Annotated in this window: 11 protein-coding genes, 1 tRNA gene and 1 pseudogene; 9 read left to right on the top strand and 4 right to left on the bottom strand. The window is 61.6% G+C overall.

What is annotated here, in order from left to right; all coding sequences use genetic code 11:
- The first annotated feature begins 431 nt into the window (after positions 1-431).
- The 4 genes from N554_RS0106920 (at position 432) to N554_RS0106905 (ending at position 12,765) form a co-directional block, all read left to right on the top strand.
- Positions 432-7,586 carry a peroxidase family protein gene (locus N554_RS0106920; RefSeq protein ID WP_051677361.1) on the top strand — a complete coding sequence of 2,385 codons (7,155 nt, stop codon included), beginning with the start codon at positions 432-434 and terminating at the stop codon, positions 7,584-7,586.
- 101 nt (positions 7,587-7,687) lie between these two features.
- On the top strand, positions 7,688-9,439 hold the full coding sequence (locus N554_RS0106915; protein ID WP_029582801.1) for a type I secretion system permease/ATPase: 1,752 nt from the start codon (positions 7,688-7,690) through the stop codon (positions 9,437-9,439).
- Entirely contained in the window at positions 9,436-11,388 is a 1,953-nt protein-coding gene (locus tag N554_RS0106910) for a calcium-binding protein (RefSeq protein ID WP_029582800.1), read from the top strand. Before N554_RS0106915 ends, N554_RS0106910 begins: the two co-directional genes overlap by 4 nt.
- A gap of 21 nt (positions 11,389-11,409) precedes the next feature.
- Positions 11,410-12,765 carry an HlyD family type I secretion periplasmic adaptor subunit gene (locus N554_RS0106905; RefSeq protein ID WP_029582799.1) on the top strand — a complete coding sequence of 452 codons (1,356 nt, stop codon included), beginning with the start codon at positions 11,410-11,412 and terminating at the stop codon, positions 12,763-12,765.
- 27 nt (positions 12,766-12,792) lie between these two features.
- Here the strand turns inward: N554_RS0106905 and N554_RS39665 are convergent, their stop codons facing one another.
- Entirely contained in the window at positions 12,793-12,972 is a 180-nt protein-coding gene (locus N554_RS39665; protein ID WP_156041825.1) for a hypothetical protein, read from the bottom strand.
- A gap of 192 nt (positions 12,973-13,164) precedes the next feature.
- Positions 13,165-14,088 (bottom strand): c-type cytochrome, encoded by a 924-nt coding sequence (locus tag N554_RS0106890; RefSeq protein ID WP_245283541.1) that lies wholly within the window; start codon positions 14,086-14,088, stop codon positions 13,165-13,167.
- A gap of 765 nt (positions 14,089-14,853) precedes the next feature.
- Between N554_RS0106890 and N554_RS35510 the strand changes: the two genes are divergently transcribed.
- Positions 14,854-15,036, top strand: coding sequence for a hypothetical protein (locus N554_RS35510; protein WP_371259464.1), 183 nt, complete (start codon positions 14,854-14,856; stop codon positions 15,034-15,036).
- Between the two features lie 344 nt (positions 15,037-15,380).
- Here N554_RS35510 and N554_RS0106880 read toward each other — a convergent pair whose 3' ends face one another.
- Entirely contained in the window at positions 15,381-16,175 is a 795-nt protein-coding gene (locus N554_RS0106880) for a potassium channel family protein (RefSeq protein WP_029582797.1), read from the bottom strand.
- Positions 16,176-16,753: 578 nt separating this feature from the next.
- On the opposite strand from N554_RS0106880, the gene N554_RS41805 reads away from it, so the two are divergent.
- Positions 16,754-17,719: a hypothetical protein gene (locus N554_RS41805; protein WP_029582796.1), complete on the top strand. Its 966-nt coding sequence runs from the start codon at positions 16,754-16,756 to the stop codon at positions 17,717-17,719.
- A pseudogene (locus N554_RS0106870) lies at positions 17,668-18,222 on the top strand (HlyD family type I secretion periplasmic adaptor subunit); the annotation flags it as partial. The gene N554_RS41805 and the pseudogene N554_RS0106870, both read left to right, overlap by 52 nt.
- A gap of 618 nt (positions 18,223-18,840) precedes the next feature.
- Here the strand turns inward: N554_RS0106870 and N554_RS0106860 are convergent.
- Positions 18,841-18,917, bottom strand: a tRNA-Arg gene (locus N554_RS0106860).
- 285 nt (positions 18,918-19,202) lie between these two features.
- Here N554_RS0106860 and N554_RS0106850 point away from each other — a divergent pair.
- Together N554_RS0106850 and pbpC are read left to right on the top strand one after the other, a co-directional pair.
- Positions 19,203-24,407: an alpha-2-macroglobulin family protein gene (locus tag N554_RS0106850; RefSeq protein WP_029582794.1), complete on the top strand. Its 5,205-nt coding sequence runs from the start codon at positions 19,203-19,205 to the stop codon at positions 24,405-24,407.
- The gene (gene pbpC / locus N554_RS0106845) at positions 24,404-26,521 is read left to right on the top strand and encodes a penicillin-binding protein 1C (protein ID WP_051677359.1); all 2,118 of its coding nucleotides are present in this window, start codon (positions 24,404-24,406) and stop codon (positions 26,519-26,521) included. Before N554_RS0106850 ends, pbpC begins: the two co-directional genes overlap by 4 nt.
- Positions 26,522-26,554 lie beyond the last annotated feature (33 nt).

Raw genomic sequence — 26,554 nt, 5'->3', positions numbered from 1 at the left:
CTTGCCGGTCCTAACAGACGGCCAAATCATCGTCATGTGTCCTTGCGCAAAGCGAGGTGCAGCGTTTGAAATTCATGCGCGCTTTAAAAAACGTTCCTCATCTTCGTCGATCGTTTAGATTGGTGCACACGCGATTGTAGCACATCCACGGCGCGAAGTAGCACCCGACTGAACTTAAGGGAGTTAACGCTAACGGCAGCGGCGCAATCGATCAACGAAGCAACCTCAGCCAGACGATGTTTCGGGACCTTGGTCCTGATTTTTAACGGGACCTTGGTCCTCGCCTTCCCGGGACCTTGTGCCTCGTTCTTCTCGGGACCTTGTCCCCTTACCGACGCCCTTCGAAAAATTTTAGATGACATCGGAGAAGCGCATTTGCGCAGTGAGACCAGCCGCCATTGCGGTCGGGTTCAACAACGGGTGAGGGCGTCATGGTTGCATATATCAGAAGCGACTTGGATTTCATTCTCGCGCAGATCAAGATTGCCGAGGCACATGCGGCCGGTCAGCCGCTGTATGGGCCGGGCGGCCTGATCCCCACCTATAATCTGGCTTGGGGTCTGCGGACGGTCGATGGCACCTACAATAACCTGCTGAACTCGGAGCTCGGCGCAGCCGACAACGAATTTCCCGAATCGCTCGGCACGGATTTCCGCACGATCATGGTCCCAGCCGGCCCCGGTGGCGCACTGGTTCCCGTGAGCTATACGCCGGGTGTCGACAACGATGGTGATGGCCCTTCGGACCCAAGCGATGTGTTCGATCCCCACGTTCGCACCATCTCCAATCTGATCGTCGACCAGACGCTAGGCAACCCGTCGGCAATCCTCACTGGGCTGCAGCGCGCCGGGATTGTCGCGCCTGCGGACCAGATGACCGTCACGGCGCAGATTTCTGCGGCCTACGAACCACTGGCGCCGCTGTTCAAGGATGTGTCCGAGGCTGAACGGGAGAACGCTGCAGCGCAGGCGGCGGCTTCCGCCAGCCCCGGTAACGCGGCTCTCCAAGACGCGGCTGCAGCGACCGCGGCGGCTCTCGAAGCCGCACAAACGGCGCTGAATGCGGTTGATGATGACCTTATGGCGCTGCTCAGCGCAATTGGCATAGAACTCGATGGCGCCAATGTCGTGATCACCAATACCGCGCCGGACGGGGGTCTGTCGGCTCCGTTCAACTCCTGGTTCACGCTGTTCGGCCAGTTCTTCGATCATGGCCTCGACCTGGTCGCCAAGGGTGGCAACGGCACCGTCTTCATCCCGCTAATGCCGGACGATCCGCTATACGTCCCCGGTGGCACCACTAATTTCATGGTGTTGACCCGTGCAACGCTGGCAGGGCCTGGCGCCGATGGCGTGATGGGAACCTCCGACGACACCGACCGTCCCGTGAACACCACCACTTCATTCGTCGACCAGAACCAGACCTATACGTCGCACCCGTCGCACCAGGTCTTCCTGCGTGAGTATGTGCTTAACGCCGCTGGCGACCCGGTCGCTACCGGCAGACTCATCGAGGGTGGCAATGGCGGCATGGCCACCTGGGCCGATTTGAAAGTCCAGGCCGCTGACCTTCTGGGCATCCAATTGCTCGATTCCAACGTGGGCAACATTCCGCTCCTGGCGACCGATCAGTATGGCAACTTCATTCGCGGTTCGAATGGTTTCCCGCAATTGGTGACGTCAGCAGGACTGATCGAGGGTGATCCGTCCGCGAATGGCGGACTAGGTATCCTTGTCGATGACCCCGCCCACGTCCCCCCTTACACTGCCATCCGGACCGGCCACGCCTTTCTCGCCGATATCGCACACAATGCGGTTCCAGACGGCCTCGCGGATGGCGACATCGAGATCGGCCTCGGCAATGGGGACGGTAGCGCGACAGACAACAACTACGACAACGAATTGCTTGACGCGCATTACGTCGCAGGCGACGGCCGCGCCAATGAGAACATCGGCTTGACCGCCGTCCACCATGTCTTCCATTCCGAGCACAACAGGCTCGCCGAACACACCAAGACCGTGGTCTTCGCGGATGCCGAGGCCATGCTCGCCGACGGGGCGTCACAGGCACAAGCCGTGGCCTTCCTCAATGAGTGGCTGATCGACGACGTGGCGGCGGTCCCGGCCGGGCCAGAGGGGCTGATCTGGGATGGCGAACGGCTGTTCCAGGCGGCCAAGTTCGGCACCGAGATGCAGTACCAGCATCTGGTGTTCGAAGAATTCGCTCGCAAGATCCAGCCCAACATCAACGTCTTCCTGGTTCCCGATGGGTACGACGTCACCCTCGATCCCTCGATCGTCGCCGAGTTCGCGCATGTGGTCTACCGCTTCGGCCACTCGATGCTGACCGAGACGATCGATCGCTTCGACCCCACCTTTAACGCCAATCACATCGGCCTGATCGAGGGCTTCCTCAACCCGCTTCAGTTCGAGAACAACGGCACCGGTAGCACCGTCGACGCCAATATTTCGGCGGGCGCTATCATCCGCGGCATGACGCGGCAGGTTGGCAACGAGATTGACGAGTTCGTCACCAGCGCGTTGCGCAACAACCTGCTGGGCCTGCCGCTCGATCTCGCCACCATCAACCTGGCTCGCGGCCGTGACACGGGCGTTCCGTCCCTGAACGCTGCCCGTGAGCAGTTCTACGCCGCAACCAACCAGGATGCGCTGCTCAAGCCATACGAGAGCTGGGCGGATTTCGCCGGGCATCTCAAGCATGAAGCATCGATCATCAACTTTATCGCCTCATACGGCACCCATGAATTGATCACAAGTCAGACCACGATCGAGGCCAAGCGCGACGCGGCACTGACCATCATCACTGGCATTTCCGTCGGCGGTCTAGCAGTTCCGGCGGATGCCACCGACTTCCTTAACGCCACCGGTGCTTACGCCGGCGGCACGCTGGGCGGCCTCAACAACGTCGACCTCTGGATTGGCGGCCTTGCGGAAGCAATCATGCCGTTCGGCGGTATGTTGGGCTCGACCTTCAACTTCGTCTTCGAAGTCCAGATGGAGAACCTGCAAAGCGGCGATCGCTTCTACTATCTGCAGCGGCTCGACGGTCTGCATCTCTTTGGCGAGATGGAGAACAACTCTTTCGCCGCCATGATCATGCGCAATACAGATGCAACCCACCTTCCGTCGGACGTATTTTCTACTCCAGGTCTGATCTTGGAGGTGGATACGACCAAGCAGTTCAACGACCTGGATGGCGATGGCATTTTGGAAAGCGCCGACCCGATTGGCGGGGGAATCCTGACGCCACTTGTCGTGCGCAATAATCCAGCGACCCCGGGCACCGACACGAACTACCTCAAGTATACCGGCGGTGACCATGTCGTCCTCGGTGGGACCAACAATGCCGACATCCTCATTGCCGGTATCGGTGACGATACCCTCTATGGGGACGCCGGCAACGATCGGCTGGAAGGCGGCTTCGGCAACGACATCATCAATGCCGGCGCGGGCGATGACATCATCGTCGACTCCGGCGGCGACGACAACATCAAGGCCGGCGCAGGTAACGACGTGGTCCATGCCGGTCCCGGCCTCGACCTCGTCATGGGCAATGATGGCCAGGACTTCATCGTCCTGGGTACCGACATGGGCTCGGAGGTGTTCGCCGGCACCGGCAACGACTTCATCTACGGCAACAAGAACGCCGAACGCATTCTTGGCAACGAAGGCAACGACTGGATCGAAACCGGCACCTTCGACGGCGCCCCGGGCGACAACTTCGACGAAATATTCGCCCATGACGGTATCGACGGTCATGATGTGTTTCTTGGCGACGGCGGCTTCGACGAGTTTATCGGCGAGGGCGGCGACGACATCATGGTCGGCAGCGCCGGCCGCGGCAAGATGGTGGGTATGTCCGGCTTCGACTGGGCGACCTACAAGGACAACGCCATCGGCGTGAACGCCGACCTGTCCATCCCGATCATTTTCGACGAGGCGCCGACCTTGCCGCAGAATGCGGCGCTCGATGAATACGAGTCGATTGAAGGGCTCTCCGGCACGAAGTTCAACGACGTGCTCAAGGGCACCGAAGACGTGGCCGCGGATCGGTTACCACTGTTGGCCGGCGGCACGACGGGCTACCTCGGCAGCGTGCTGGATGCGGAAGGCATCGCCCTCATCGCAGGCTTGCAGGAAGTGCTTGGTGCCGGCGTCACGTCCTTCGATGGTGGCGACATCATCTTGGGCGGCGACGGCAGCGACACCATCACCGGCAATGCCGGCGACGACATCATCGACGGCGACAAGTGGCTCAACGTGCAGATCGGCGTCTTCGCTCCCGGCGATACGGAGCATGCCGGCGAACCGATCGCCCTGCACAATTCCATGACGACACTCGCCGCCAGCATGTTCAACGGCTCGATCAATCCGGGCCAGCTGGCCATCGTGCGGACGATCCGCAACAGCAACGATGAGACCGACAGCGATGGTATTCCTGATATCGATCGGGCGGTCTTCTCTGGCGCCCGGGCCGAATACGACATCGACTTCAATGCCGATGGAACCATTACCGTGGCCCATACCGGGGGTCTGGCGACCGACGGCACGGACACCATCCGCAATGTCGAAGTGCTCGACTTCACCGACCAGGACATCCTGCTGCAAGCGCCGACGCTGGACCTGCATGGCCCCACCACGGTCACAACCACCGCGACTGTGGCGCAGGCCTACCGGGATACGTTTGCCGCCAATGCCTACAACAACAACAATGGCACTTCGAGCTGGACGGGGAACTGGACCGAGACTAACGATGACGGCAGTGCCACGACTGGAGACGTCAGAGTCGCGGGCGGCAGACTGCAATTCATCGAGGGAACTGATGGCAATGAAACCATTGCCCGTGCGGTCAACCTTACGGGTGTCACCAGAGCCACTCTGTCCTTTGACTATCAAGCCGACGACCTCGACGGCGGCGAGAACGTGGTGGTCGAAGCGCGCAACAGCACGACTGGAGCGTGGACCACGCTGACCACGCTGGGCGGCGATGTGACCGACGACTTCTCCATCCAGTTGCCGACTGCGCTGGTCGGGGCGAATACGCAGATCCGCTTCCGCGCCCAGGGCACCTATGATGCGGGGCAAGGCGAGAACTTCTTCATCGACAATGTCAATATCCAGACCGAAATCGACACGATCACACCGGTTCCGGGCGCGCCCGGCAACAACTACGAGACTAACTACGCAGAGAATGCCGCCGGGGGCGTCGCAATCACCGCCGGCACCGTGGTCACCGATGACGGCGGGACCATCGGATCGGCTCGCGTCGTCCTCACCAATGCCAGTGCAGGTGACGTCCTCTCCGTGGCAGGTGCGTTGCCAAGCGGCATCACCTCCGCAGTCAACACCAGCGTCTTCGGGCAGATCACCCTGACCATCACCGGCAATGCGTCGCCGGCGAACTACCAGACTTACCTTCAGCAAGTACGGTACTCCAACTCCTCGGAGAACCCGGCTGCTGCCGACCGCATCCTGCAGGTCACCGTCAATGACGGCCTGCTCGACAGCGCGGTCGCGGTGACCACTGTCCACGTCTTGCCGTCGAACGATGCGCCCTCCGCCAACAACGACGCGGTCATCACCAACGTCGCCGCGAACACTTCGTTCTCCATCTCGCAGGCAGCCCTGCTTGCCAACGATGCGGATCCCGAAGGGTCAGCCGTCACCATCTCGGCTGTTGGCGGCGCGTCCGGCCTTGCAACCGGACCCACGGTGGGGGCCGGCGTGATCACTCTCTCCGACAATACTACGGCCGGAGGCTCCTTCACCTACACCGGCAGCGACGGGACGGCCGGCGATCTAGCGACCGTCAGTGTCACCCGTGTCACGACGGCCAACATCGCCGGCACCGGCGCCAGCGAGATCATTGTTGGCAACACCGGAATCAATTCGATCACCGGCGGCGGCGGCAATGACAACATCAATGCCGGCGACGGCGGCGACGCGATCAGCGGCGGCACCGGCAACGACATCATCCTTGCCGGCACTGGCAACGACACCATCACGTGGAGCGCCAATGCTTCGGGTGACACGGATGGCTTCGACATGGTGGATGGCGAAGCCGGTGGCACCGACACCTTTGTTGTGAACGGGCGGGCCGGTACGGCCGAGACGTTCCGGATCTATGCAAGGGAAGCCGCTATCACGAGTGGAATTACGGTGCTGGGAGCCACCACCGAGATTGTAATCACTCGCACGGTCGCAGGGGTAACAACGGTCATTGCCGAACTCGACAATATCGAGGAGATCGCCATCAGCGGTCTCAACGTATCGGCCAACGACGGAAACGGCGTCCCGAACAGTGGCAACAGCGTGCCGGCCGGCGACACCATCCAAGTGATCGGCGACTTCAACTCCCCGTTCACCAGCCTCAACTTCAGCACCATCACCATCGACGGCAACGCCGGCGATGATACCATCGACATCTCGTCGCTCGACTCGGCTCACCGCATCGTGTTCCGCTCAAACGGCGGCCACGATACGATCGTCGGCACCCTGCGGCCGCAAGATGTCATCGAACTGCTCGACGGCGAGACGGTCGATGACTACGTCCAGACCGTTGCCAATGGTGTGACCACCCTGACCAATGGGAATCACAGCATCTCGTATGTCGCCACTGGTGATGGGCCGCAGATCGGCAATAACGACGATGACGAGACGACATCGGCAGCTCGAACCGGGACTGCGCAGTCGGATGTGCTGATCGGCACGGCAGGCGACGACAACATCATCGCCTTTGCGGGAGACGATGTCGCCATGGGTAATGGCGGCGCCGATGCGATCTCGGCCGGAGAGGGCGCCGATTTCGTCAATGGTGGAGCCGGGAGAGATGTGATTTTCGCCGGAGCCGGCGATGACCACGTGTTTGCTGGTGCGGACGCTGACATCGTTTACGGTGATGCTGGTGCGGATCGTATCTTCGGCGAGCAGGGCAACGATCTGATCACAGCCGGAGCGGGTGATGACACCGTCTTCGGCGGCGCCGGGGATGATCTGATCGTAGCGGAAGTTGGCGACGGCAACGACGTCTACTTCGGCGACGAAGGCGGCGGAGGCACCGGCATCGACACGCTCGATATCTCCGCGGCGACCGCGAATGTCACCGTCAACCTGGGATCCGGCCCGTTGTCGAACGGCACCGCGTCGAGTTCCCAGACCGGCAACGACACGATCTGGGGAATCGAGAACGTCAATACCGGGTCCGGCAACGACACCATCACCGCGAGCAACGCAGTCAACGTGATCAATGGCGGCGCAGGCAACGACACCTTCAAGTTCACGTCGGCTTCGGCCGCCGATGGCGACACCATTCTCGGTTTCGAGCCTGGCGACCGCCTCGATCTGACGGCGATCGACGCCAATGTGGGTGCTGTTGGGGACCAGAGCTTCACGCTGGTCACCGCGGCGGCCTTCACCGCGGCGGGGCAACTCGCAGTGAGCTTCGAGACGCGCACCGATGGCGACTTCACCGTGGTCCAGGGCAACATCGACGGCAACGCCGATGCAGACTTCAAGGTCGAGATCGCAGGTCATCAGAACCTGACCAACGCGAACCTCGGTCTCTAACGGGCCTGCAATGACGATCGGGAGGCAGGTGCCAATCCTGCCTCCCGTTCGGCGTCGCCTCTGCCGCTTTCGATGCCATCACTTCAACCGGGGCGCATCACATGGCTAACTCAAAAGAGCTAACTCCCGCAAAACGCCGCAACCTTGCGGAGCTCACGCGCGGCTTCCGCGGCATCGTCCTGTTTCTGTTTTTGATCTCCGGGATGATCAACGTGCTGGCGCTGACCGGCTCCTTGTACATGATGCAGATTTACGACCGGGCGCTGACCAGCGGCAGCATCCCAACCCTTCTCGTTCTTTCGGGCCTGGTCATTGGCCTTTATCTCTTCCAGGGCGGCTTCGACGTCATCCGCTCGCAGGTGCTGGTGCGTGTCGGGGCACGGCTGGACCGGAAGATCGCGCCATTGGCGCACCGGGTGGCGATCGACATGCCGCGGTTCGGTTTCTCGACGTCCGAGGCGCTCGAACGGGGGCGGGACGTCGATACGGTCCGCGGCTTTCTCGGCAGCCAGGGGCCGGCGGCGCTGTTCGACCTGCCATGGATGCCGATCTATCTCGCCTTCATCTATTTCCTGCATCCGCTCCTGGGCGCGCTGACATTCGCGGGCGCGTTCGTGCTTACGGTTCTGACCGTCGTCAGCGAAATCATGACGAAGCGCCTCAGCCTTTCCACCCGGAAGGCAGCGATGGCCCGCAATAGCATCGCCGACAGCAACGCGCGCAATGCGGAAGTACTCAAGGCGATGGGCTTCGCGGGCCGTGCAGTGAGCCGCTTCAACGACGCCAACGGCGAACATCTGGAGCTTCAGACCAAGGCGAACGACATCACGGGTACATTCGCTGCGGTGTCCCGGGTGCTGCGCATGCTGCTGCAGTCAGCGGTGCTTGGCCTCGGTGCCTATCTCACGATCAAGGGCGAACTTACCGCCGGAGCCATCATCGCGTGCTCGGTGGCATCCGCGCGCGCCCTCGCGCCGGTGGACCTGGCGATCGGCAACTGGAAATCGTTCGTCGCGGCGCGGATGGCCTACCAGCGGCTTCGCGACACGGTCGTGGCACTTGCCGCCGCCGACCAGCCGATGAAGCTCCCCGTGCCGAGCAAGCGCCTCAGCGTGGAGAAGATCACGGTCGCGGTGCCCGGGTCCGGGCAGGTCATCTTGAGCGACGTCGGCTTCGAACTGGAGGCAGGCCAGGCGCTCGGCATCATCGGACCCAGCGCCGGCGGAAAGACGACGGTGGTGCGCGCTCTTACCGGCATCTGGCCGGTGCTGCGCGGCAGTGTCCGGCTGGACGGCGCGGATCTCACTCAATGGCGCGAGGACGAGATCGGACAGCATATCGGCTATCTCCCGCAAGAAGTCAGCCTGATGGATGCAACGATCGAAGAGAATATCTGCCGCTTCGAGCCTGAACCAGATTACCGGAAAGTTGTCGAAGCGGCGCAGGCGGCGGGCGTGCACGACATGATCGTGAGAATGCCGGACGGATACCGGACACAGCTCGGCCCCCAGGGTGCGGCCTTGTCGGCCGGTCAGCGGCAGCGCGTGGCGCTGGCGCGCGCGCTCTACGGCAATCCTTTCGTCGTCATCATGGACGAGCCCAACTCGAACCTCGATGGCGAGGGAGAGGCTGCCCTCACTCAGGCGATCGAGGGCATCAGCGCGCGGGGCGGCATCACGATCGTGATCGCGCACCGGCCAAGTGCACTCGTCGCCGTGGATCTCGTCGCCATCGTGCAGAACGGCCGCATGGTTGCGTTCGGCAAGAAGCACGACATCATGACGCCCGGACTCCAATCGACGGCGAGGCCTGTTTCCGAAGAACTCCAAGCGCAAGTGAGGAGGCCGGCATGATCAGCGCCAAAGCGTTCAAACCAGCATCGAAGCTGTCGCAGCCAACGCGTGACGATTACGCCGAGCCGGAACCAGAGAAAAGAAAATTCCTGCCTCTCGCTTTCCTGCTATTTCTGACCGGATGTGCTGCGTATCTGAAGAGCTTTCTCCCCGCAAAGCTGGAAGCGCGCGAGGAGCGGCAGGATAGTAAGCGTAGTGATAGCGAGCAAAGTGACCCGCAAAGAGACGACGAAATCGGCGCTGCGACGGATGGAGATACGACCACGGGAGCGACCGACCGCGCCACCAAATCTTCCGACAATGTAGTCCCGATCCGGATCGTCCTGCCGCAGGAGATCGGCGATTTCCTGGCGAGTGATTCTCCGCCCATTGACTTCAAGGCACTAACATCTCCTCGTGTCGACGCCTATCCGATCGGTGATCCAGTTCGGGCCGGCAATGACAACCGCCCACCCGCCCAATCCAATTCCGGCGCAGGAGGTAGCGGCGGCGGTAGCGGCGGCGGTAGCGGCGGAGGAGGTGGCGGGGACGACAAGCAACACGAACGGTCCCCTAATCCACCAAGGCCTGGCGGGACGGACGTCGACCCTGCTCGCAATCGCGCGCCGCGGATCAGCGGGCCGGTCCATCTGCGCGATGTGGTCGGCTGTGAGGCATTGATGATCTCGGTGCTGACCCTGCTGTCCGGCGCCACCGATCCGGACGGCGACAATATGAGGATCGTCAGTCTCTCGGCGAGCTCCGGCACCATCACACTGGCGCAAGACGGCAGCTGGGTGTTCGCCCGTGACGATGGGATGATCGGCGACGTAACATTGACGTATAGGATTAGCGACGGCACGGCATCGGTCGTGCAGACAGCCTATTTCAGGGTGGTCGAGGCGCCGCCGATCATTGGGACCGCCGCGGACGACAATCTTCTCGGCACACATTGCGCCGATACCATCGACGCCGGCGCGGGCGACGACAACATCGTCGCCCGCGAAGGCAACGATATCATCATCGGGGGATCCGGTGCCGACCACATCGTTGCGGGGACCGGCAACGACGTTGTTTACGCAGGAGCTGGCAACGACGTGGTGTTCGCGGGCGCGGGCAACGACATCGTTTTCGGTGGATCCGGTGATGACCGTTTGTTTGGCGAGGAGGGCGACGACACGATCATGGGTGAGGACGGCAACGATTTCATCTCGGGCGGTCCAGGCCCGGATGTTCTGATGGCCGGCCCTAACAACGACACCGTGCAGGGCGATGCCGGCAACGACAAGATCGACGGCGGCCCTGGCGACGACACGCTCGACGGTGGTGAAAACGACGACGTCATTGCGGACGGCGCGGGGCGTGACACGGCCCGCGGCGGCCCTGGCGACGACCATGTCATGGCTGCAGCCGACGCGGACGATGATGTCTACGATGGCGGCGACGACCAGGATACTTTGGATTATTCGACCGCAACGTTGAGCGTAACGGTCGATCTCGGAAGGGGCAAAGCCGACGGGCAAGATATCGGTCACGACCTGATCTCAGCCTTCGAGAAGGTGCTGGGCGGATCCGGCGATGACCATATCGTCGCCGGATCCACCTCCGTCTCAATGACCGGCGGCAAGGGACGTGACACGTTCGAATTCCAAAGATCCTACGATGATGACTCGCAAGCGATGATGGTTCGCAAGATCACCGATTTTACGGTGGGCGACCGGATCGTCGCTGCGACCTACGAGATCAGCTACCTCCGGGAGGAGGGGGCCGAAGACCAGATCTCCGACATGTTCGACGACATCTATCTGTCAGCAGACGGCAACCACCGGCCGGTGCGTTTCCGCTTAGAGCAGATCGACAGCAACGATGTAACCTTCGTCGATGTACACGACCGGTCCGACTCCGATGATTTTTATTCCATCGAAGTTCTCGGACATCATCATCTTCAGTTCACCGTTGCCGTCTCGTAAGCCAATCGAGGAAATCAGGCCATGAAACATTACGGTTCGAAAGATTTTACCTCCGACGGCTCGCCCTCCGCCAGCGCTCACTCTTCGGAACGGTTTTTCCGGCTGTGGCCACGGGTGCTGGGTGGTCTGGCGCTTGTGGTTCTGTTGGTGGTCGGCTGCGGTGGATGGGCGGCTATCGCGAAGCTTGAAGGCGCTGTCGTCGCCTCCGGTATCGTGAGAGTCGACCAGAACCTCAAGGAGGTCCAGCACAGAGATGGTGGCATCGTGAAGACTCTCGCGATTCGGCAGGGCGATCTTGTCAAGGAAGGCCAGGTTCTGGCGACTCTGGACGACATCCAGATCAAGGCAGAGCTTCTTATCGTGCGCTCGCAGCTTGGCGAAGCCTTGGGCCGCCAGGCGCGGCTGGTGGCGGAACGAGACAATCTTTCCTCGATCGAATTCCCGTTCGACCTCGGGCGGACATCGAGCGCTGCGAACATGGTGATCCACGGAGAAAGCCGCCTGTTTGCGGGTAATAAATTGGGCAGGGACAGCCAGAAAGAGCAGCTGGAGCTTAGCATCAATCAGACCCAGGAAGAGATTAAGGGAATGGAGGCGCGGCTCGCCGCCAAGGAGGAGGAAATCAAACTGGTTGGCGCCGAGCGCGACAAGCTGGAACTTCTGTTCGAGAAGAAGATCGTCGAGTACACGCGGGTCTATTCGGCGCACCGGGATTGGGCGAGGATATTGGGGGAGCGCGGCGAGATCTCGGCCAGCATCGCCCGCGCGAAAGTCCGCGCCAGCGAGATCAGAGTGCAGATCATCGCTGTTGATCAGAACGCCAGCACCGAGGCGCAACGCGACCTGCGGACTGTAGACGCCCGCATTTCCGAACTGAGTGAACGCAAATTGGCGATCGAGGACCGTCTGTCCCGCACCGAAATTCGATCCCCCGTTTCGGGCTACGTAAACGAGCTGTTCGTGCACACGGTCGGCGGGGTCATAACGCCGGCGGCGAAGATCGCTACAATCGTTCCACAAAATGCAGAACTCAAATTCGAGATCAAGATTTCCCCGGCCGACATCGACCAGGTAAGGGAAGGGCAGCCCGCTCGGGTCCGTCTCACCGCGTTTAACCGAACCACGACGCCGGAGATGAAGGGCAGTGTCGTCATGGTTTCACCTGCCTCGACGCGCGATCCAACGAACGGCCAGGAGTATTACATCGCATACGTCAATCTGCTCCCGACCGAGGACGCCATTGTTCAACTAAATGGAATGAAGTTGGTGCCAGGCATGCCAGCAGAGGTGTTTGTTTCGACCCAGGAAAGAACGGTGGCCTCCTATCTGGTGAAACCATTCACCGATCAGATGAATCGCGCCTTCCGCGAACGCTGAGCATTGGCCGGCAGCCAGAGGAGCGAGCTATGTCTTGCGTGCGAGTTTCGCGAGGGCTAAACGCATTATGTCCGGGTGAGTCTGCCCAAAGCGGGCTTGGGTAATGACTTGGGCGAGGTCTTCGATCGGCAGCAGATTTCTCCACTGCTCGTAATTCAGCTCAGCTGTGCCGAGCAAATCAGCATTCGGATGCATCATCACCACCACTCTTGGGGTTTCGTCCGAAGTTCAACGTGAAGACTTCCAAATCAGATTTTTCCATGGACCGCACTTGTCAAATCTCGGAGACGCGCGCAATCGTGATATTGGAAGAGCCCGGCCGGTGCAGGGTCGGCGCGGCGTTCACCGTCGACGGCGGTTATCTGAGCTGAACCGCCGCATTCCTAAGCGGCGTCTTGTTCAACCCGGCAGGTGCGTCAAATACTCATAGACCGCACGGAGTTCTTCATCGCTCATTCTTCCAATTGGCCGCCACGGCATGTCCTTGCCAAGTTCATGGCCATTGGGATCGACGCCGGTGCGCATGGTTGCGACGAAATCCTCAAGCTTCCACCCCTTTACGAGATTGAGGTCTGGCCCGAGCGGCCCCAACTGCCCTGGCGCGCCGCCGGTCAGATTGGCACCGTGGCAGGCGCGGCAGTCCTGATACGACAGGATGTATTCGCCATACTGCAACGTGGGACCCGCCAACGGTGCCTTGACGATGCCGGTCGATACCGGTTTCCCCTCCGGCAGCATGCCGACGCCTAGCATCACGATTCCCAGCAAGTTGAGACGATCCGGTGGATTCCCGGTCGGCTTTCCGGCCGCCGGCAGACTGCGGATATAGGCGGTTACGGACCGTATATCGTCATCGCTCAGTTTTCCGGCATTGGTATAGGACATCATGACTAGCCAGCGCCCGTCCCGGTCAACACTGTTGCGAATCGCCCGAAAGATGTCGCCATCCGACCAGCTATTCAATTGCCCGGCGGGGGTAAGGTTGGAGGACACGAACGAGCCGACAGGCATGGGAAAGTGCTCGCCGAGGTCGAGGCCGCCCGTGAGCGTGCCGGTCTTTGAGTGGCAGGCGCTGCAAAAGCCGTCGGAGATTGCTTTACCGCGTTGAATTTGTTTTGGGGTGCCAGCCACTTTCAAATCTGGTGCCGGGGCGCTGCGGGCATGCACCTTGAACAGCCCGACGATTGCGATCACGCTGATTAAAGCGGTGGCAGTCGAAAAAAAAGCTGCCAGCCCACCGCCGCCCCACTTTATGAAAGGGTTGCTTGTCCGCCAGGCGCGAAGGCCCGACCAGGCGAGCAGTGCGGCGATGATGATCAGCATCGCCAGCCCGAATAGATCAAGCATAGTTCTTCCCCGGAAATATCGAGCAGAATAAGGTCCGCTGTCACCCGCGGCACGGCAGTGCTAGAAAGACCTACGCTACGGCTGGAAAAATTATGAAGCGATTTCGATACGGGCTTGTTGAGTTACGATTGTAACGTTAAGCGCCGTGGCGACGTCGAAGGCTTAGCGGCTGGTTCATCATGTGAAAGACGACGCGATCGCTCGGTCCAACTCCGCGCGCCGCCATTCCCAGCGCGAGGCGTCGTAAGTCCAAACCTCGTCATGAAAGGCAAGCGCCGTGCTCGTCGGCCGGGTCTGCGCCTAGTGCATCATGGCGCTTGCTGGGGTCATTTTCACTGGCCGGTCTCCCGCTGCTGATACGCAGCCAAACTGGGCGCGCTCCGCCACGGCACTATTTCAGCCTCGGGAAAAGCGTTGCGATTGTAGGCGCGAGAACAACAGATGTAGAGCCGATGTCGACAAACGATGTCGCGACAAGGATGCCGCGGCGCCGAACGAATGCGACATCGCGTCAGGCGCAACCGTCGAATTCAAATCAACATCAGCACGCTCACATCGCCGCCGCGAGAAGTTCGTTACGAACCCGTAATGAAAATGCATCTTCTTGCATAAGGCTTTGCATCGCGCGCTCATCACATTTGGATCGCACGAATTTCATTCGAAACGTCTCGTGGATCGGCGATCAATGCCCTTGCAGCATTCAGCAATGACACTGGATCTGTTCAAAAAAAGGGAAGAAACATGCTTAAGAAACTACTCGGCGCAGCCGCAATGGCTGCCGTTGCCTACGCCGTCGTCCCAGCCTCCGCCGCGAAAATGGCAGGCTGCAGCGGTGAAAACCTAGAGAAGACCGAAGCCGCGACCGAAGCCATGCCCAATGGCGCCGGCAAGATCGCGGCACAAAAAGAGATCGCGCAGGCCTAGGAGGCCATGCTCGGCGGCAAGAGCGGTGCATGTGCGATGCATCTATCCAGGGCGATGCACGCGGGCACGATGAACCATGCCGCGTACGGCGGCACGATGAACCAAGCCCCGGCCGAAACCACAACCCAAGCCCCGTACCAATCCCAAGGGCAATGGCAGTGGAAACCGATCCAAGCTGCGAAGTAAGCCTGGCAAAAGGGCCGATTGCCTCGCGATCGGCCCTTTAGGCCGCAGGATTTGTTCCATCTGGGCCATGGTGGCTACTCAGCGCGCGAACCGACTGCGCGCACGTCAGACCAACGGCGTCAGACGGCCGTAGCGACCGTATCGGTGGTACGGTTCAGCTATGTCACGCCTTCGTCGGGAATATTCAGGACCGTGCCGCACGCCTTGCAATGCACGGCATCGCTGTCGTGGCGCTGCAGGCCGCAGGTCGGGCAAGGAAACCGCACCTTGTTCGGGCTCAACAGCGCGCGGGCGAGATTGAAGAACAGGGTCACGCCAAAAATCATGATGACGACCGAGATCAGGCGGCCGACCGTGCCTGGCAGGGTGATGTCGCCAAAGCCGGTTGTCGTCAGCGCCGTGACGGTGAAATACAGCGCGTCCGCATAGTTCGTGATCTGATCGTTGCGAAACTTCTGGGTTTCGTAAACGATCGCGGTCATTACGAAGATGAACACAGCAAGGTTGGTGACGGCAAAGATGACTTCTTCATTGCGCCGAAAGAACGGGCTATCGACGCGCAGCCGCACCAGCATTTGATAGTCGCGCAGCAGCCGCAACGTTCGCAGGATACGGAGAAAGCCGCCGGCCTCTCCCGCGAGGGGCGCCAAAAATGAAACGATCGCGACTATGTCAGTCCACGTTGAGAAGCGGGTGAAATCGCGCAGCCGATGCCGGCTGACGAGCAGTCGTGCTGAGAAATCGGCAAGTATCGCGATACCGAACAAGACGTCGAGCGTTTCAATTATCTCGCTGGAGGGCAGGAACGACGTCGCGATGATGAACAGCACTGTGACCATATCGAACGCCAGCAGGGCATAGCGGAAACCGACGCCGCTCGGCGTAGCGCCCTCGTAAAGGCGACGGATACTCCTGCTCAGGGAGGCGAAGGTTTTCAGGGAGGCGACAGTCATAGCGACATATTCAGCGGTTTACGCCTAATATTGCAAATCGTGGGACCGTGGCGGGCTGGAGCATAGAATTCAGCCGTTGGCTTGCCGAAATAGGGGCGGGGCCTTGATCTAGGAGCGAAGTCGCTCCGGCGGGTCACGCCGGCCGGTCTTTCTGCCGCAGCCGGGATGGCTCCCAATAAAATCGTGCGACGTAGAATCATCCTGATGCTCGGTCGGGCCGGCAGTTGAGGATGTCTGACCTACGAACACAGCCCGATGCCGTTCGACCACCGCAATGGCATTCGGCGGGCGGGCGACGCGAAACCTCAGCGTCGCGCCTGAAGCCGTCATACTGAAGCTAAAGAGTGCGTCCCGATTCAAGGCTTCGCACGCCGCGACCGACAGCTTCGTTCCACCCTCGCGGCGTCCCGACGGGCAATGGTTAATAAACCGTCACCGCGTTGTAACTAACGGCTGTTTATACTCCGCTCGTTGACGCCACACACAACCTCACACGCGTCCCCCCAATTTCAAATGCTGCACGAGCCCTTCGTGCCGCTGCGGTTTGCTTTTGTCTATTTCGCAATGGAGATTTATCAATGGCCACGACTCGCATCTTCTCGGAGAACTTTGCTAACTTCACTGCGGATGGCTTCAATCCGAATCCAGTCGCTGGCCAACTTGATTCAGACATCTGGCGTGTGGCGGGACTGAGCGATAACCCAAACCCTGCCTATGGTTTTTCTGCCGGTGGCGACAATGCGAACAATGATTTCTCGCGCGGTGATATCGCTGCAAACGATCCAACGACTGCAGGCGTCTACTCGCCTACCTCCAATCGCGCGCTCATGCTCCAGCCAACCGGGGCTGAGCTTGACAACAACGGCTTCATCGAAGCGCGCATTCAGAACACCTCCGGCACGGCTGCGAACAGCTTTGCGATCAACTTCGACTGGGCATTCCGCAACAGCGGCGATCGTGCCGACAATCTTCAACTTTCTTTTTCCACAGACGGACTGACCTTCACGCCAGTCACGTTGGCAAATTTTTCAACCCCAACGACTGCTGTCGCCGGCTCGGCCTTCAGCCTTCAGAATGAAGTGATCAATCTGACCGGTCTCAATGTGGCCGACCAGGGCTTCCTTTTTCTGCGCTTCACGCATCCGAATTCGACGGGCAGCGGCAACCGCGACGAGGTCGGCATTGACAATCTGACGGTGGATGTCGTCACGCCTGACGCGCAACCCCAGACCGTCGCTTTCGCGGCCGGCTCTGTCTCGATTTCCCAGGCGGAAGGCAATGCCGGAACAACCAGTTTCACGTTCACGGTCGAGCGTGCGGGTGGCACCACCGGTGATGTCAGCTTCAGCGGTCAGGTTTCATCGGCTGCTGCCGACGCCGCCGATTTCAGCGGACCGGCGTCTGTGCCGTTCGCCTTCAACGGCACGATCCCAGCCGGTCAGACCTCGGCTATTGTCACCATCCAGGTGCAAGCGGATGCGATGATCGAGCCGAGCTTGCGAGCGAGGTTGGCCGCGAGCTGCGTGAGATCGACGGAAAGGTAAATGAGTACACTGAGCGGAAGGTGGCTGCCGAAGATCAACTGCGGCGGACCGATATCCGCGCCCCGATTTCAGGTACCGTGCATGAGATGAACGTCCATACGGTCGGCGGTGTGATCAGCGCGGGTGAGCAGTTGATGCTGATCGTCCCGGCGGCCGATCGCCTGACGGTGGAGGCAAAGGTGGCTCCGCAGGACATCGATCAGGTGCGCGTCGGCCAGGTCGCGTCGCTTCGTTTTTCTGCATTCAGCCAGCGCACCACACCCGAAATCAACGGCACCGTCAGTCGCGTGTCTGCCGACGTGACCACCGAGCAGCGCACCGGCATCACGTACTACACGGCGAGAATTGCAATCGAGCCGGCGGAAGTCAGTCGGCTGGGCGACGTCAAGCTGGTACCCGGCATGCCGGTTGAGGCGTTTATCAAAACGGGGGACCGGACCGTGGGCTCCTATCTTACTAAGCCGTTGCTCGACCAGGTTGCCAGAGCATTTCGTGAACGATAGCTTTTTTCAGTCTTGCGGGACTTTGACGAAGCGAAACGACGCAGCAGCAATGGTTCGTTCGCCTACTATTCGCGAATCCTTCATGCCCGCCGTCAAGGCCATCAATCAGGAAGCGAAGAAGCGGAAGCACAACAAGAGCCTCAATTCCGCCTCCTAGCGTTCCGCCTTGGAGGCATCGCAGGACCTAGCTTCGAAGCGCCGGACTCGATTGAGCGGTGCTCGCGGCGCCTTCTGGGGTTTTCACCTCAGGCCCTGCCGGTTCACGCCGGCGGGTTTTTTTCTACTTGCGACGGATATCCTGTTTTCAATGTCGCAAAGTGAACAGACGGCCAAGCGCGCATCGGCTTTAAGCCTTCGCGTTTGAGTACCGAAATAGTTGGGTTCTCAGGCTCAAGGCCCGACGTATGTCGTCCGGCAACGTCGTGCGTCGGGCCGCCTTTCCTGCTTTCGATCGCTCCCCGTTCGAACACCACAAACCAGAACAAATAACGAAACGCCGTGTTGCGTGGACTGAGCGGGACTAGACGGGAAAGCCTGAGATCAAAGGGCAGGGCTTTTTACATTACAGAACGCAACACCAAAAACGACCCGCCGAAACAATCATCTCGTTGATATCATTGGCGATCCCAGCAGGATTCGAACCTGCAACCCACGGAGTAGAAATCCGTTACTCTATCCAGTTGAGCTATGGGACCGTCGGGCATTCATAGCACTCCCAATATGAAAAATCCGCTTTCCCGCCAAGCCCGTTCCGAACCGTTTTCATGGACCGAGCGACAAAGCCTAAGCGGTGGACCGCTGCGTCAGTCCACCCTCAACGTATTGCTCCGCCGCGCCGCCGACGGCCGGCGCAGCGAGGGGTTCGCTTTGGCCATGTCGTATGCGACTTTTTTGCCGCCTTGTTCCATCGCCATGAGCCCGTCACCTTCCAGCGCACCTCTGTTCATCACGCGGCCTTCGTCCGCGCAGGGAGTTCCATCATGATTGGTTTGGTTCGCGCCGCAACGCTTTGCGCAACGCTGGCGCTTGGCCTCGTCACGGCGCAGGCGGCGGACAAGGCGTTCAAGCGCGACGATCTGGCCGATTCGGCGCTCAAGCTGGAAGCCCAGATCAAGAGCGAAGCCGGGCCGGTCGCGAAGTCGGGGGCGACCTTGCGGACCGACGCCGATGCCGCCTTCAAGCGCAGCGACTTCCGGACCGGCCTGCAAATCCTCGGGCAAATTGCAGCCGTCGCCCCGGAGGATAGCGGCAATTGGCTGCGGTTGGCCCGCGTCATCTTCCAGATCGGGCCGAAGAACAGCAGCGAGCAGACCTTGCTCCTGGAACGCGCCTCAACCGCTGCCTACATCGCCTATCAGCGCGCCGGCAATACCGGGGAAGAGGCCGACGCGCTCGCCGTGCTCGGACGCGCGATGTCGGAGCGAAAGCTGTGGCGCCCGGCGCTGGACACGCTGCGGCTGTCGCTCGATCTGCGTGAAGTCGCCGAGGTGCGCGGGCCATACGAAAAGATGCGCGACGAGCATGGTTTCCGGCTGCTGGATTACACGGTGGACTCCGACTCGGCGTCGCCGCGGGCCTGTTTCCAGTTCTCCGAGGACCTCGCCAAACGCACCGACTTTGCGCCATTTTTGGCGCTGGCGGGCAGCGACAAGCCGGCGCTGTCGTCGGAAGCCAAACAACTCTGCGTCGACGGCCTGAAGCACGGCGAGCGCTACAACATCAATCTGCGCGCCGGGCTGCCGTCCACTGTCAAGGAAACCCTGCCCAAATCGGCTGAATTCAATATCTATGTGCGGGACCGCAAGCCGTTCGTGCGCTTTACCGGGCGCGCCTATGTGCTGCCACGGACTGGCCAGCGGGGCATCCCCCTGGTCAGCGTCAACACCCCTGCGGTAACGGTTGACGTGTTCAGGATCGGCGATCGCAACCTGATCAATACGGTGATCGGCAGCGACTTTCAGCGGGCGCTGAGCAAATATGAGCTTTCCGACCTCGGCGACGAGCGGGGTGTGAAGGTCTGGTCGGGCGAACTCGCGACCGCGACCACGCTCAATCAGGACGTCACCACGGCATTTCCGGTCGACCAGGCGCTCGGCGATCTGCAGCCGGGCGTCTACGTCATGACGGCTGCGGCCAAAGGCCCGGGCAGCAACGACGACTCGTCGCTGGCGACGCAATGGTTCATCGTTTCCGATCTCGGCCTTACGGCATTTTCGGGCAACGACGGCATCCACATTTTTGTCAATTCGCTGGCGTCGACGGGTGCGGTCGCGAAAGCCGAGGTGCGTCTGGTCGCGCGCAACAACGAGATTCTGGCAACCCGGAAAACCGACGATTCCGGTCACGTGCTGTTCGAGGCGGGGCTCGCGCTCGGCGAGCGCGGTCTGTCGCCGGCAATGTTGACCGTGACCGGCGAAAAAACCGACTACGCGTTCCTCAGCCTCAAATCCAACGCCTTCGACCTCTCCGACCGCGGCGTTTCGGGGAGGGCCGTGCCCGCAGGCGCCGATGCCTTCGTCTATGCCGAACGTGGGGTCTATCGGTCCAGCGAGACCGTGTATCTCACCGCGCTGCTGCGCGACGGCCAGGGCAATGCCGTGACCGGCGGGCCGCTGACGCTGGTAGTCGAGCGGCCCGACGGCGTCGAATTTCGCCGGGCTGTGTTGGCGGACCAAGGTGCGGGCGGTCGCAGCATGACATTGCCGCTCAATTCGGCCGTCCCGACCGGGACCTGGCGGGTGCGGGCCTTCACCGATCCGAAGGGCTCGTCAGTTGGCGAAACCACTTTCATGGTCGAGGATTACGTCCCCGAGCGCATCGAATTCGATTTGTCCAGCAAAGACAAGCAGATCAAAGCTGAATCTCCCACAGAACTTAAGGTCGACGGCCATTTTCTTTATGGCGCGCCTGCTTCGGGGCTGCAGTTGGAGGGTGACCTGCTGGTCGCCCCGGCCTCGAGCCGGCCGGGCTTCCCCGGCTATCGGTTCGGCGTCGCCGACGAAGAGACCGCTAGCAACGAGCGCACGCCGATCGAAAATCTGCCCGAGGCTGACGCCAACGGCGTCGCGACTTTTCCGGTAAGCCTTCCAAAGCCGCCGTCATCGACCCGTCCGCAGGAAGCCCAGATCTTTATCCGCATGGCGGAAGCCGGCGGCCGCGCGGTCGAGCGCAAGCTGGTACTGCCGGTCGCCCCAGTGGCGGCCATGATCGGCGTTAAGCCTCTGTTCGGCGACAAGAGTGTCGCGGAAGGCGACAAAGCCGGTTTCGACGTTGTGTTCGTCGCCCCCGACGGCAAGCAGCTGGCGCGCGATGGACTGCGATACGAGCTGTTGAAGATCGAATCCCGCTACCAATGGTATCGCCAGAGTTCGTTCTGGGAATACGAGCCAGTCAAATCGACCTCGCGCGTCGCGGATGGCGATCTCGGCATTGCTGCGGACAAGCCGTCGCGGATCACCCTTTCGCCGCAGCCCGGTCGCTATCGCCTCGACGTTAAATCGGTCGAGGCCGACGGGCCGCTGACGTCGGTGCAATTCGATGTCGGCTGGTATTCCGACGGCAGCGCCGATACGCCGGACCTTCTGGAAACCTCGATCGACAAACCGGAATATCAATCCGGTGATATCATGGTGGTGTCGGTCAATGCGCGCTCGGCCGGCAAATTGACCATCAATGTGCTGGGCGATCGGCTGCTCACGACGCAGACTACCGACGTCAAGGAAGGCACGGCGCAGGTCAAGATTCCCGTGGGCAAGGATTGGGGCACCGGCGCCTATGTCGTGGCGACGCTGCGCCGCCCGCTCGATGCCGCCGCACTTCGGATGCCGGGACGGGCGATTGGGTTGAAATGGTTCGGCATCGACAAGAAGACCCGCACGCTCCAGGTCAATCTTTCGCCGCCGGCTTTGGTGCGTCCCAACACCACGCTGAAACTGCCGGTCAAGCTCGGCGGCCTCAACCCGGGCGAGGACGCGAAGATCGTCGTCGCCGCGGTCGACGTCGGTATCCTCAACCTGACCAGTTACAAGCCGCCGGCGCCGGACGACTACTATCTCGGCCAGCGCCGCATGACGTCGGAAATCCGCGATCTCTACGGGCAGTTGATCGACGGCATGCAGGGCACCCGCGGCCAGCTCAAGACCGGGGGCGATTCCGCCGGCGCGGAGCTGCAGGGCAGTCCGCCGACGCAAAAGCCCCTGGCGCTGTATTCCGGGATTGTCACGGTCGGCGCCGACGGCTCGGCCGAAATCAGCTTCGACCTTCCGGAGTTCGCCGGCACCGCACGGGTGATGGCGGTGGCGTGGACCGCCACCAAACTTGGGCGAGCCACGACCGACGTCACGGTGCGTGATCCTGTGGTCCTGACGGCGACGCTGCCGCGCTTCCTGCTCAATGGCGACCACGGCACCCTGAGCCTCGATCTCGACAACGTCGAGGGCGCGCCGGGCGACTACACTATCGACGTCAAGACATCGGGGCCGGTGAAGGTCACTGGCAATCCCGCGACCACGGTGAAGCTCGCGGCCAAGCAGCGGACCTCGATGTCGCTGGGGCTCGATGCCGGCGGCGCCGGAACCGCCCAGCTCGACGTCGATATCAGGGGACCGAACGGGCTGACGCTGGCGCGGCACTATGCGCTCGACGTCAAGGCGGCGACGCAGATCCTCGCGCGCCGCGCGATCCGCACGCTGGCTAAGGGCGAAAGCCTGACCCTGACCTCCGACATGTTCTCGGACCTGGTCCAGGGCACCGGCGGCGTCTCGCTATCCGTCAGCCTCTCCACGGCACTCGATGCCGCGACCATCCTGAAGGCGCTGGACCGCTATCCCCATGGCTGTTCGGAACAGATCACGAGCCGCGCCATGCCGCTGCTCTATGTCAACGATCTGGCGGCCGGCGCGCATCTGGCAATGGACACTGAGATCGACCAGCGCATCAAGGATGCCATCGACCGGCTCTTGGCGCGGCAAGGTTCGAACGGGTCGTTCGGACTGTGGTCGGCCGGCGGTGAGGACGCCTGGCTTGATGCCTATGTGACGGACTTCCTGACCCGCGCCCGCGAAAAGGGATTTGCGGTGCCGGATGTCTCGTTCAAGAGCGCGCTCGATCGCATCCGCAACTCCGTCGTCAACGCAAACGAGCCTGAAAAGGACGGTGGGCGCGTTCTCGCTTATGGCCTTTACGTTCTCGCCCGCAACGGCGCGGCGCCGATCGGCGATCTGCGCTATCTCGCCGACACCAAACTGAGCAATCTGGCGACGCCGATTGCAAAATCGCAATTGGCGGCGGCGCTGGCGCTGGTCGGCGACAAGACCAGGGCAGAGCGGGTCTATGCCGCCGCACTCGAAAGCCTCGCGCCGCAACCGGTGCTGCAGTTCGGACGCGTCGACTACGGTTCGGCGCTCCGCGATGCCGCAGCATTGGTTTCGCTTGCGAGCGAAGGCAACGCACCGAGGGCGACGCTGACGCAGGCGGTCGCGCGCGTGGAGGTGGCACGCGGGCTGACGCCGTATACGTCGACCCAGGAGAATGCCTGGCTGGTGCTGGCCTCGCGCGCGCTGTCGAAGGAAACGCTGACGCTCGATCTCGATGGCGCGCCGGTCAAGACGGCGCTCTATCGCAGCTACAAGGCCGCCGAGATGGCCGGCAAGCCGATCAAGATCACCAACACCGGCGATGCGACGGTGCAGGCGGTGGTCTCGGTCAGCGGCGCGCCGATCACGCCGGAGCCGGCGGCGTCGAACGGATTCAAGATCGAGCGCAATTACTTCACACTCGACGGCAAGCCCGCCGATGTGTCGAAGGCCAAGCAGAACGATCGCTTCGCCGTCGTTTTGAAGATCACCGAGGCCAAGCCGGAATACGGTCACATCATGGTGTCGGATTATCTCCCGGCCGGCCTCGAGATCGATAATCCGCATCTGGTCTCGTCAGGCGATACCGGCACGCTGGACTGGATCGAGGATGGCGAAGAGCCGGAAAATACCGAATTCCGCGACGACCGTTTCACGGCGGCAATCGACCGCGCGGCCGATGACCAGGCGGTCTTTACGGTGGCCTATGTCGTGCGTGCGGTGTCTCCGGGCAAGTACGTGCTGCCGCAGGCCTATGTCGAGGACATGTACAACCCCTCACGCTACGGCCGCACCGGCACCGGTTCAGTCGAGGTGCGTGCGGCGAAATGAGCACTTCGACACCCATAGCGCCGGAGACGCATCGAGAGCGGCGTCGGCGAAGGATCAAGCCGGTAGCGGCGGTCACCGCCGCTCTTGGCTCGATCCTGATGAGTGTCTTTGTGGCGTGGGTCGTCTCACTCGGGCCGCTGCCGCTGGCTCAGGCCAGAAAGGTCTCCATCACCATCGTCGACCGCAATGGCAAGCTGTTGCGCGCTTACGCCATGGCCGATGGCCGCTGGCGGCTGCCGGTCGATGCCAAAACCGATGTCGATCCGACCTACCTCAAGCTGCTGCTGAATTACGAAGACCGACGCTTCTATTCCCATGCCGGGGTCGATCTTCTGGCCTTGGGCCGCGCCGCGTTTCAGCTGATCACGCGTGGCCACATCGTTTCCGGCGGCTCCACCATCACGATGCAGCTGGCGCGGTTGATGGAGCCGCGTCGCGAGCGCTCGGTTTATGCCAAGCTGCGGCAGATGGTCCGGGCGCTGCAAATCGAGCGGCAGCTGAACAAGGAACAGATTCTCGATCTGTATCTGGCGCTGGCACCGTTCGGCGGCAATCTCGAGGGCATTCGTGCAGCCTCAATCGCCTATTTCGGCAAGGAGCCGAAACGATTGTCGCTCGCGGAATCGACGCTGCTGGTGGCTTTGCCGCAGTCGCCAGAAACCCGCAGGCTCGATCGTTACCCCAATGTCGCACGTCTGGCGCGCGACCGCGTTCTCGACCGCATGGCTGAAGACGGACGCGTGCCGGAGGAAGACGCCGCTCACGCGAAAGCCGTGCCGGTGTCAAAGCTGCGCAAGCCGATGCCCATTCTGGCGCCGCATTCCGCCGATCAGGCGATGGCCATCGTGAAAGATGCAACCGTCCTCAAGCTGACGCTGGATTCCGGTTTGCAGAGAAATCTGGAAGCGCTGGCGCGCGACCGCGCGGCCGCATTGGGCCCAAATATTTCCGTCGGCATCATCGCGGTGGATAGTGAAAGCGGCGACGTGCTGGCGCGGATTGGGTCGCCTGATTATTTCGACGACCGGCGAGCAGGGCAGGTCGATATGACCCGCGCTGTGCGCTCGCCGGGATCGACGCTGAAACCGTTCATCTATGGTCTCGCGTTCGAAGACGGCTTCGTTCATCCGGAAAGCCTGATCGACGACCGGCCGATCCGGTTCGGCAGCTACGCGCCGGAAAATTTCGATATGACGTTTCAGGGAACGGTCCCGGTGCGCAAGGCACTGCAACTGTCGCTGAACGTACCGGCGATCGCGCTGCTCGATCGCGTCGGCGCCAGTCGGTTGTCGTCGCGGTTGAAGCAGGCGGGAGCCAATCTGGTGCTGCCGAAGGATGAGGCGCCGGGCCTTGCGATGGGTCTCGGCGGTGTCGGCGTCACGCTGCAGGATCTGGTGCAGCTTTATTCCGGGCTGGCGCGGCTCGGAAACACGCGGACGCTGCGCGAGATCGCGAAAGACGACCAGGGCGATACGCTGCGGCTGCTCGACCAGGTCGCAGCGTGGCAGGTCGGCAACGTGCTGATTGGCACGCCGCCGCCTGAGAACGCCGCGCACAACCGTATCGCGTTCAAGACCGGCACCAGCTACGGCTATCGCGATGCCTGGTCGGTCGGCTTTGACGGCCGCATGACTATCGGGGTCTGGGTCGGACGTCCCGACGGCGCACCTGTGCCCGGTCTGGTCGGCCGTACCGCCGCGGCGCCCATTCTGTTCGATGCCTTTGCCCGGACCGGAAAACTCCCCGCAGCCCTGCCGAAGCCGCCAAAGGGGGCACTGGTCGCGAGCAATGCCAAACTTCCGCTGCCTCTGCGGCGATTTCGTCCTGTGGGCGACCTGGTCCGGCCTGGAAGTGAGCAGGCACCGCGCATCCAGTTCCCATTGAACGGTTCGCGGATTGACGTGGACCGCTCCGGCGGCACGGAATTCTCCGCGATGCCGGTCAAGGTTGCTGGCGGCGTGCTGCCGATGACCATGCTGGTAAATGGCGTGTCGGTGGGTGAAATCGATGGTCGGCGCCAGCGCCTGATCGATCCGCCCGGCCCGGGCTTTGCCAGATTGACCGTGATCGACGCCATGGGCGCCGCGGACACAGTTGTCATCAGAATTCAATAGAAGTTCCCTAACCGGTTGTCCTGATAGCGGTTT

It is taken from the genome of Bradyrhizobium sp. URHD0069 (assembly GCF_000701345.1).
GTDB lineage: Bacteria > Pseudomonadota > Alphaproteobacteria > Rhizobiales > Xanthobacteraceae > Bradyrhizobium.
The sequence above is the reverse complement of the archived record's forward strand: the minus strand, read 5'-3'. Positions and strand labels throughout refer to the sequence as shown.

What these genes read in the sequence shown, in the direction of transcription:
- N554_RS0106920 (WP_051677361.1), top strand. Translation starts at nt 432, where the DNA reads ATGGTTGCATATATCAGAAGCGACTTGGATTTCATTCTCGCGCAGATC.
- N554_RS0106915 (WP_029582801.1), top strand. Translation starts at nt 7,688, where the DNA reads ATGGCTAACTCAAAAGAGCTAACTCCCGCAAAACGCCGCAACCTTGCG.
- N554_RS0106910 (WP_029582800.1), top strand. Translation starts at nt 9,436, where the DNA reads ATGATCAGCGCCAAAGCGTTCAAACCAGCATCGAAGCTGTCGCAGCCA.
- N554_RS0106905 (WP_029582799.1), top strand. Translation starts at nt 11,410, where the DNA reads ATGAAACATTACGGTTCGAAAGATTTTACCTCCGACGGCTCGCCCTCC.
- N554_RS0106890 (WP_245283541.1), bottom strand. Translation starts at nt 14,088, where the DNA reads ATGCTGATCATCATCGCCGCACTGCTCGCCTGGTCGGGCCTTCGCGCC.
- N554_RS35510 (WP_371259464.1), top strand. Translation starts at nt 14,854, where the DNA reads ATGCTTAAGAAACTACTCGGCGCAGCCGCAATGGCTGCCGTTGCCTAC.
- N554_RS0106880 (WP_029582797.1), bottom strand. Translation starts at nt 16,175, where the DNA reads ATGACTGTCGCCTCCCTGAAAACCTTCGCCTCCCTGAGCAGGAGTATC.
- N554_RS41805 (WP_029582796.1), top strand. Translation starts at nt 16,754, where the DNA reads ATGGCCACGACTCGCATCTTCTCGGAGAACTTTGCTAACTTCACTGCG.
- N554_RS0106850 (WP_029582794.1), top strand. Translation starts at nt 19,203, where the DNA reads ATGATTGGTTTGGTTCGCGCCGCAACGCTTTGCGCAACGCTGGCGCTT.
- pbpC (WP_051677359.1), top strand. Translation starts at nt 24,404, where the DNA reads ATGAGCACTTCGACACCCATAGCGCCGGAGACGCATCGAGAGCGGCGT.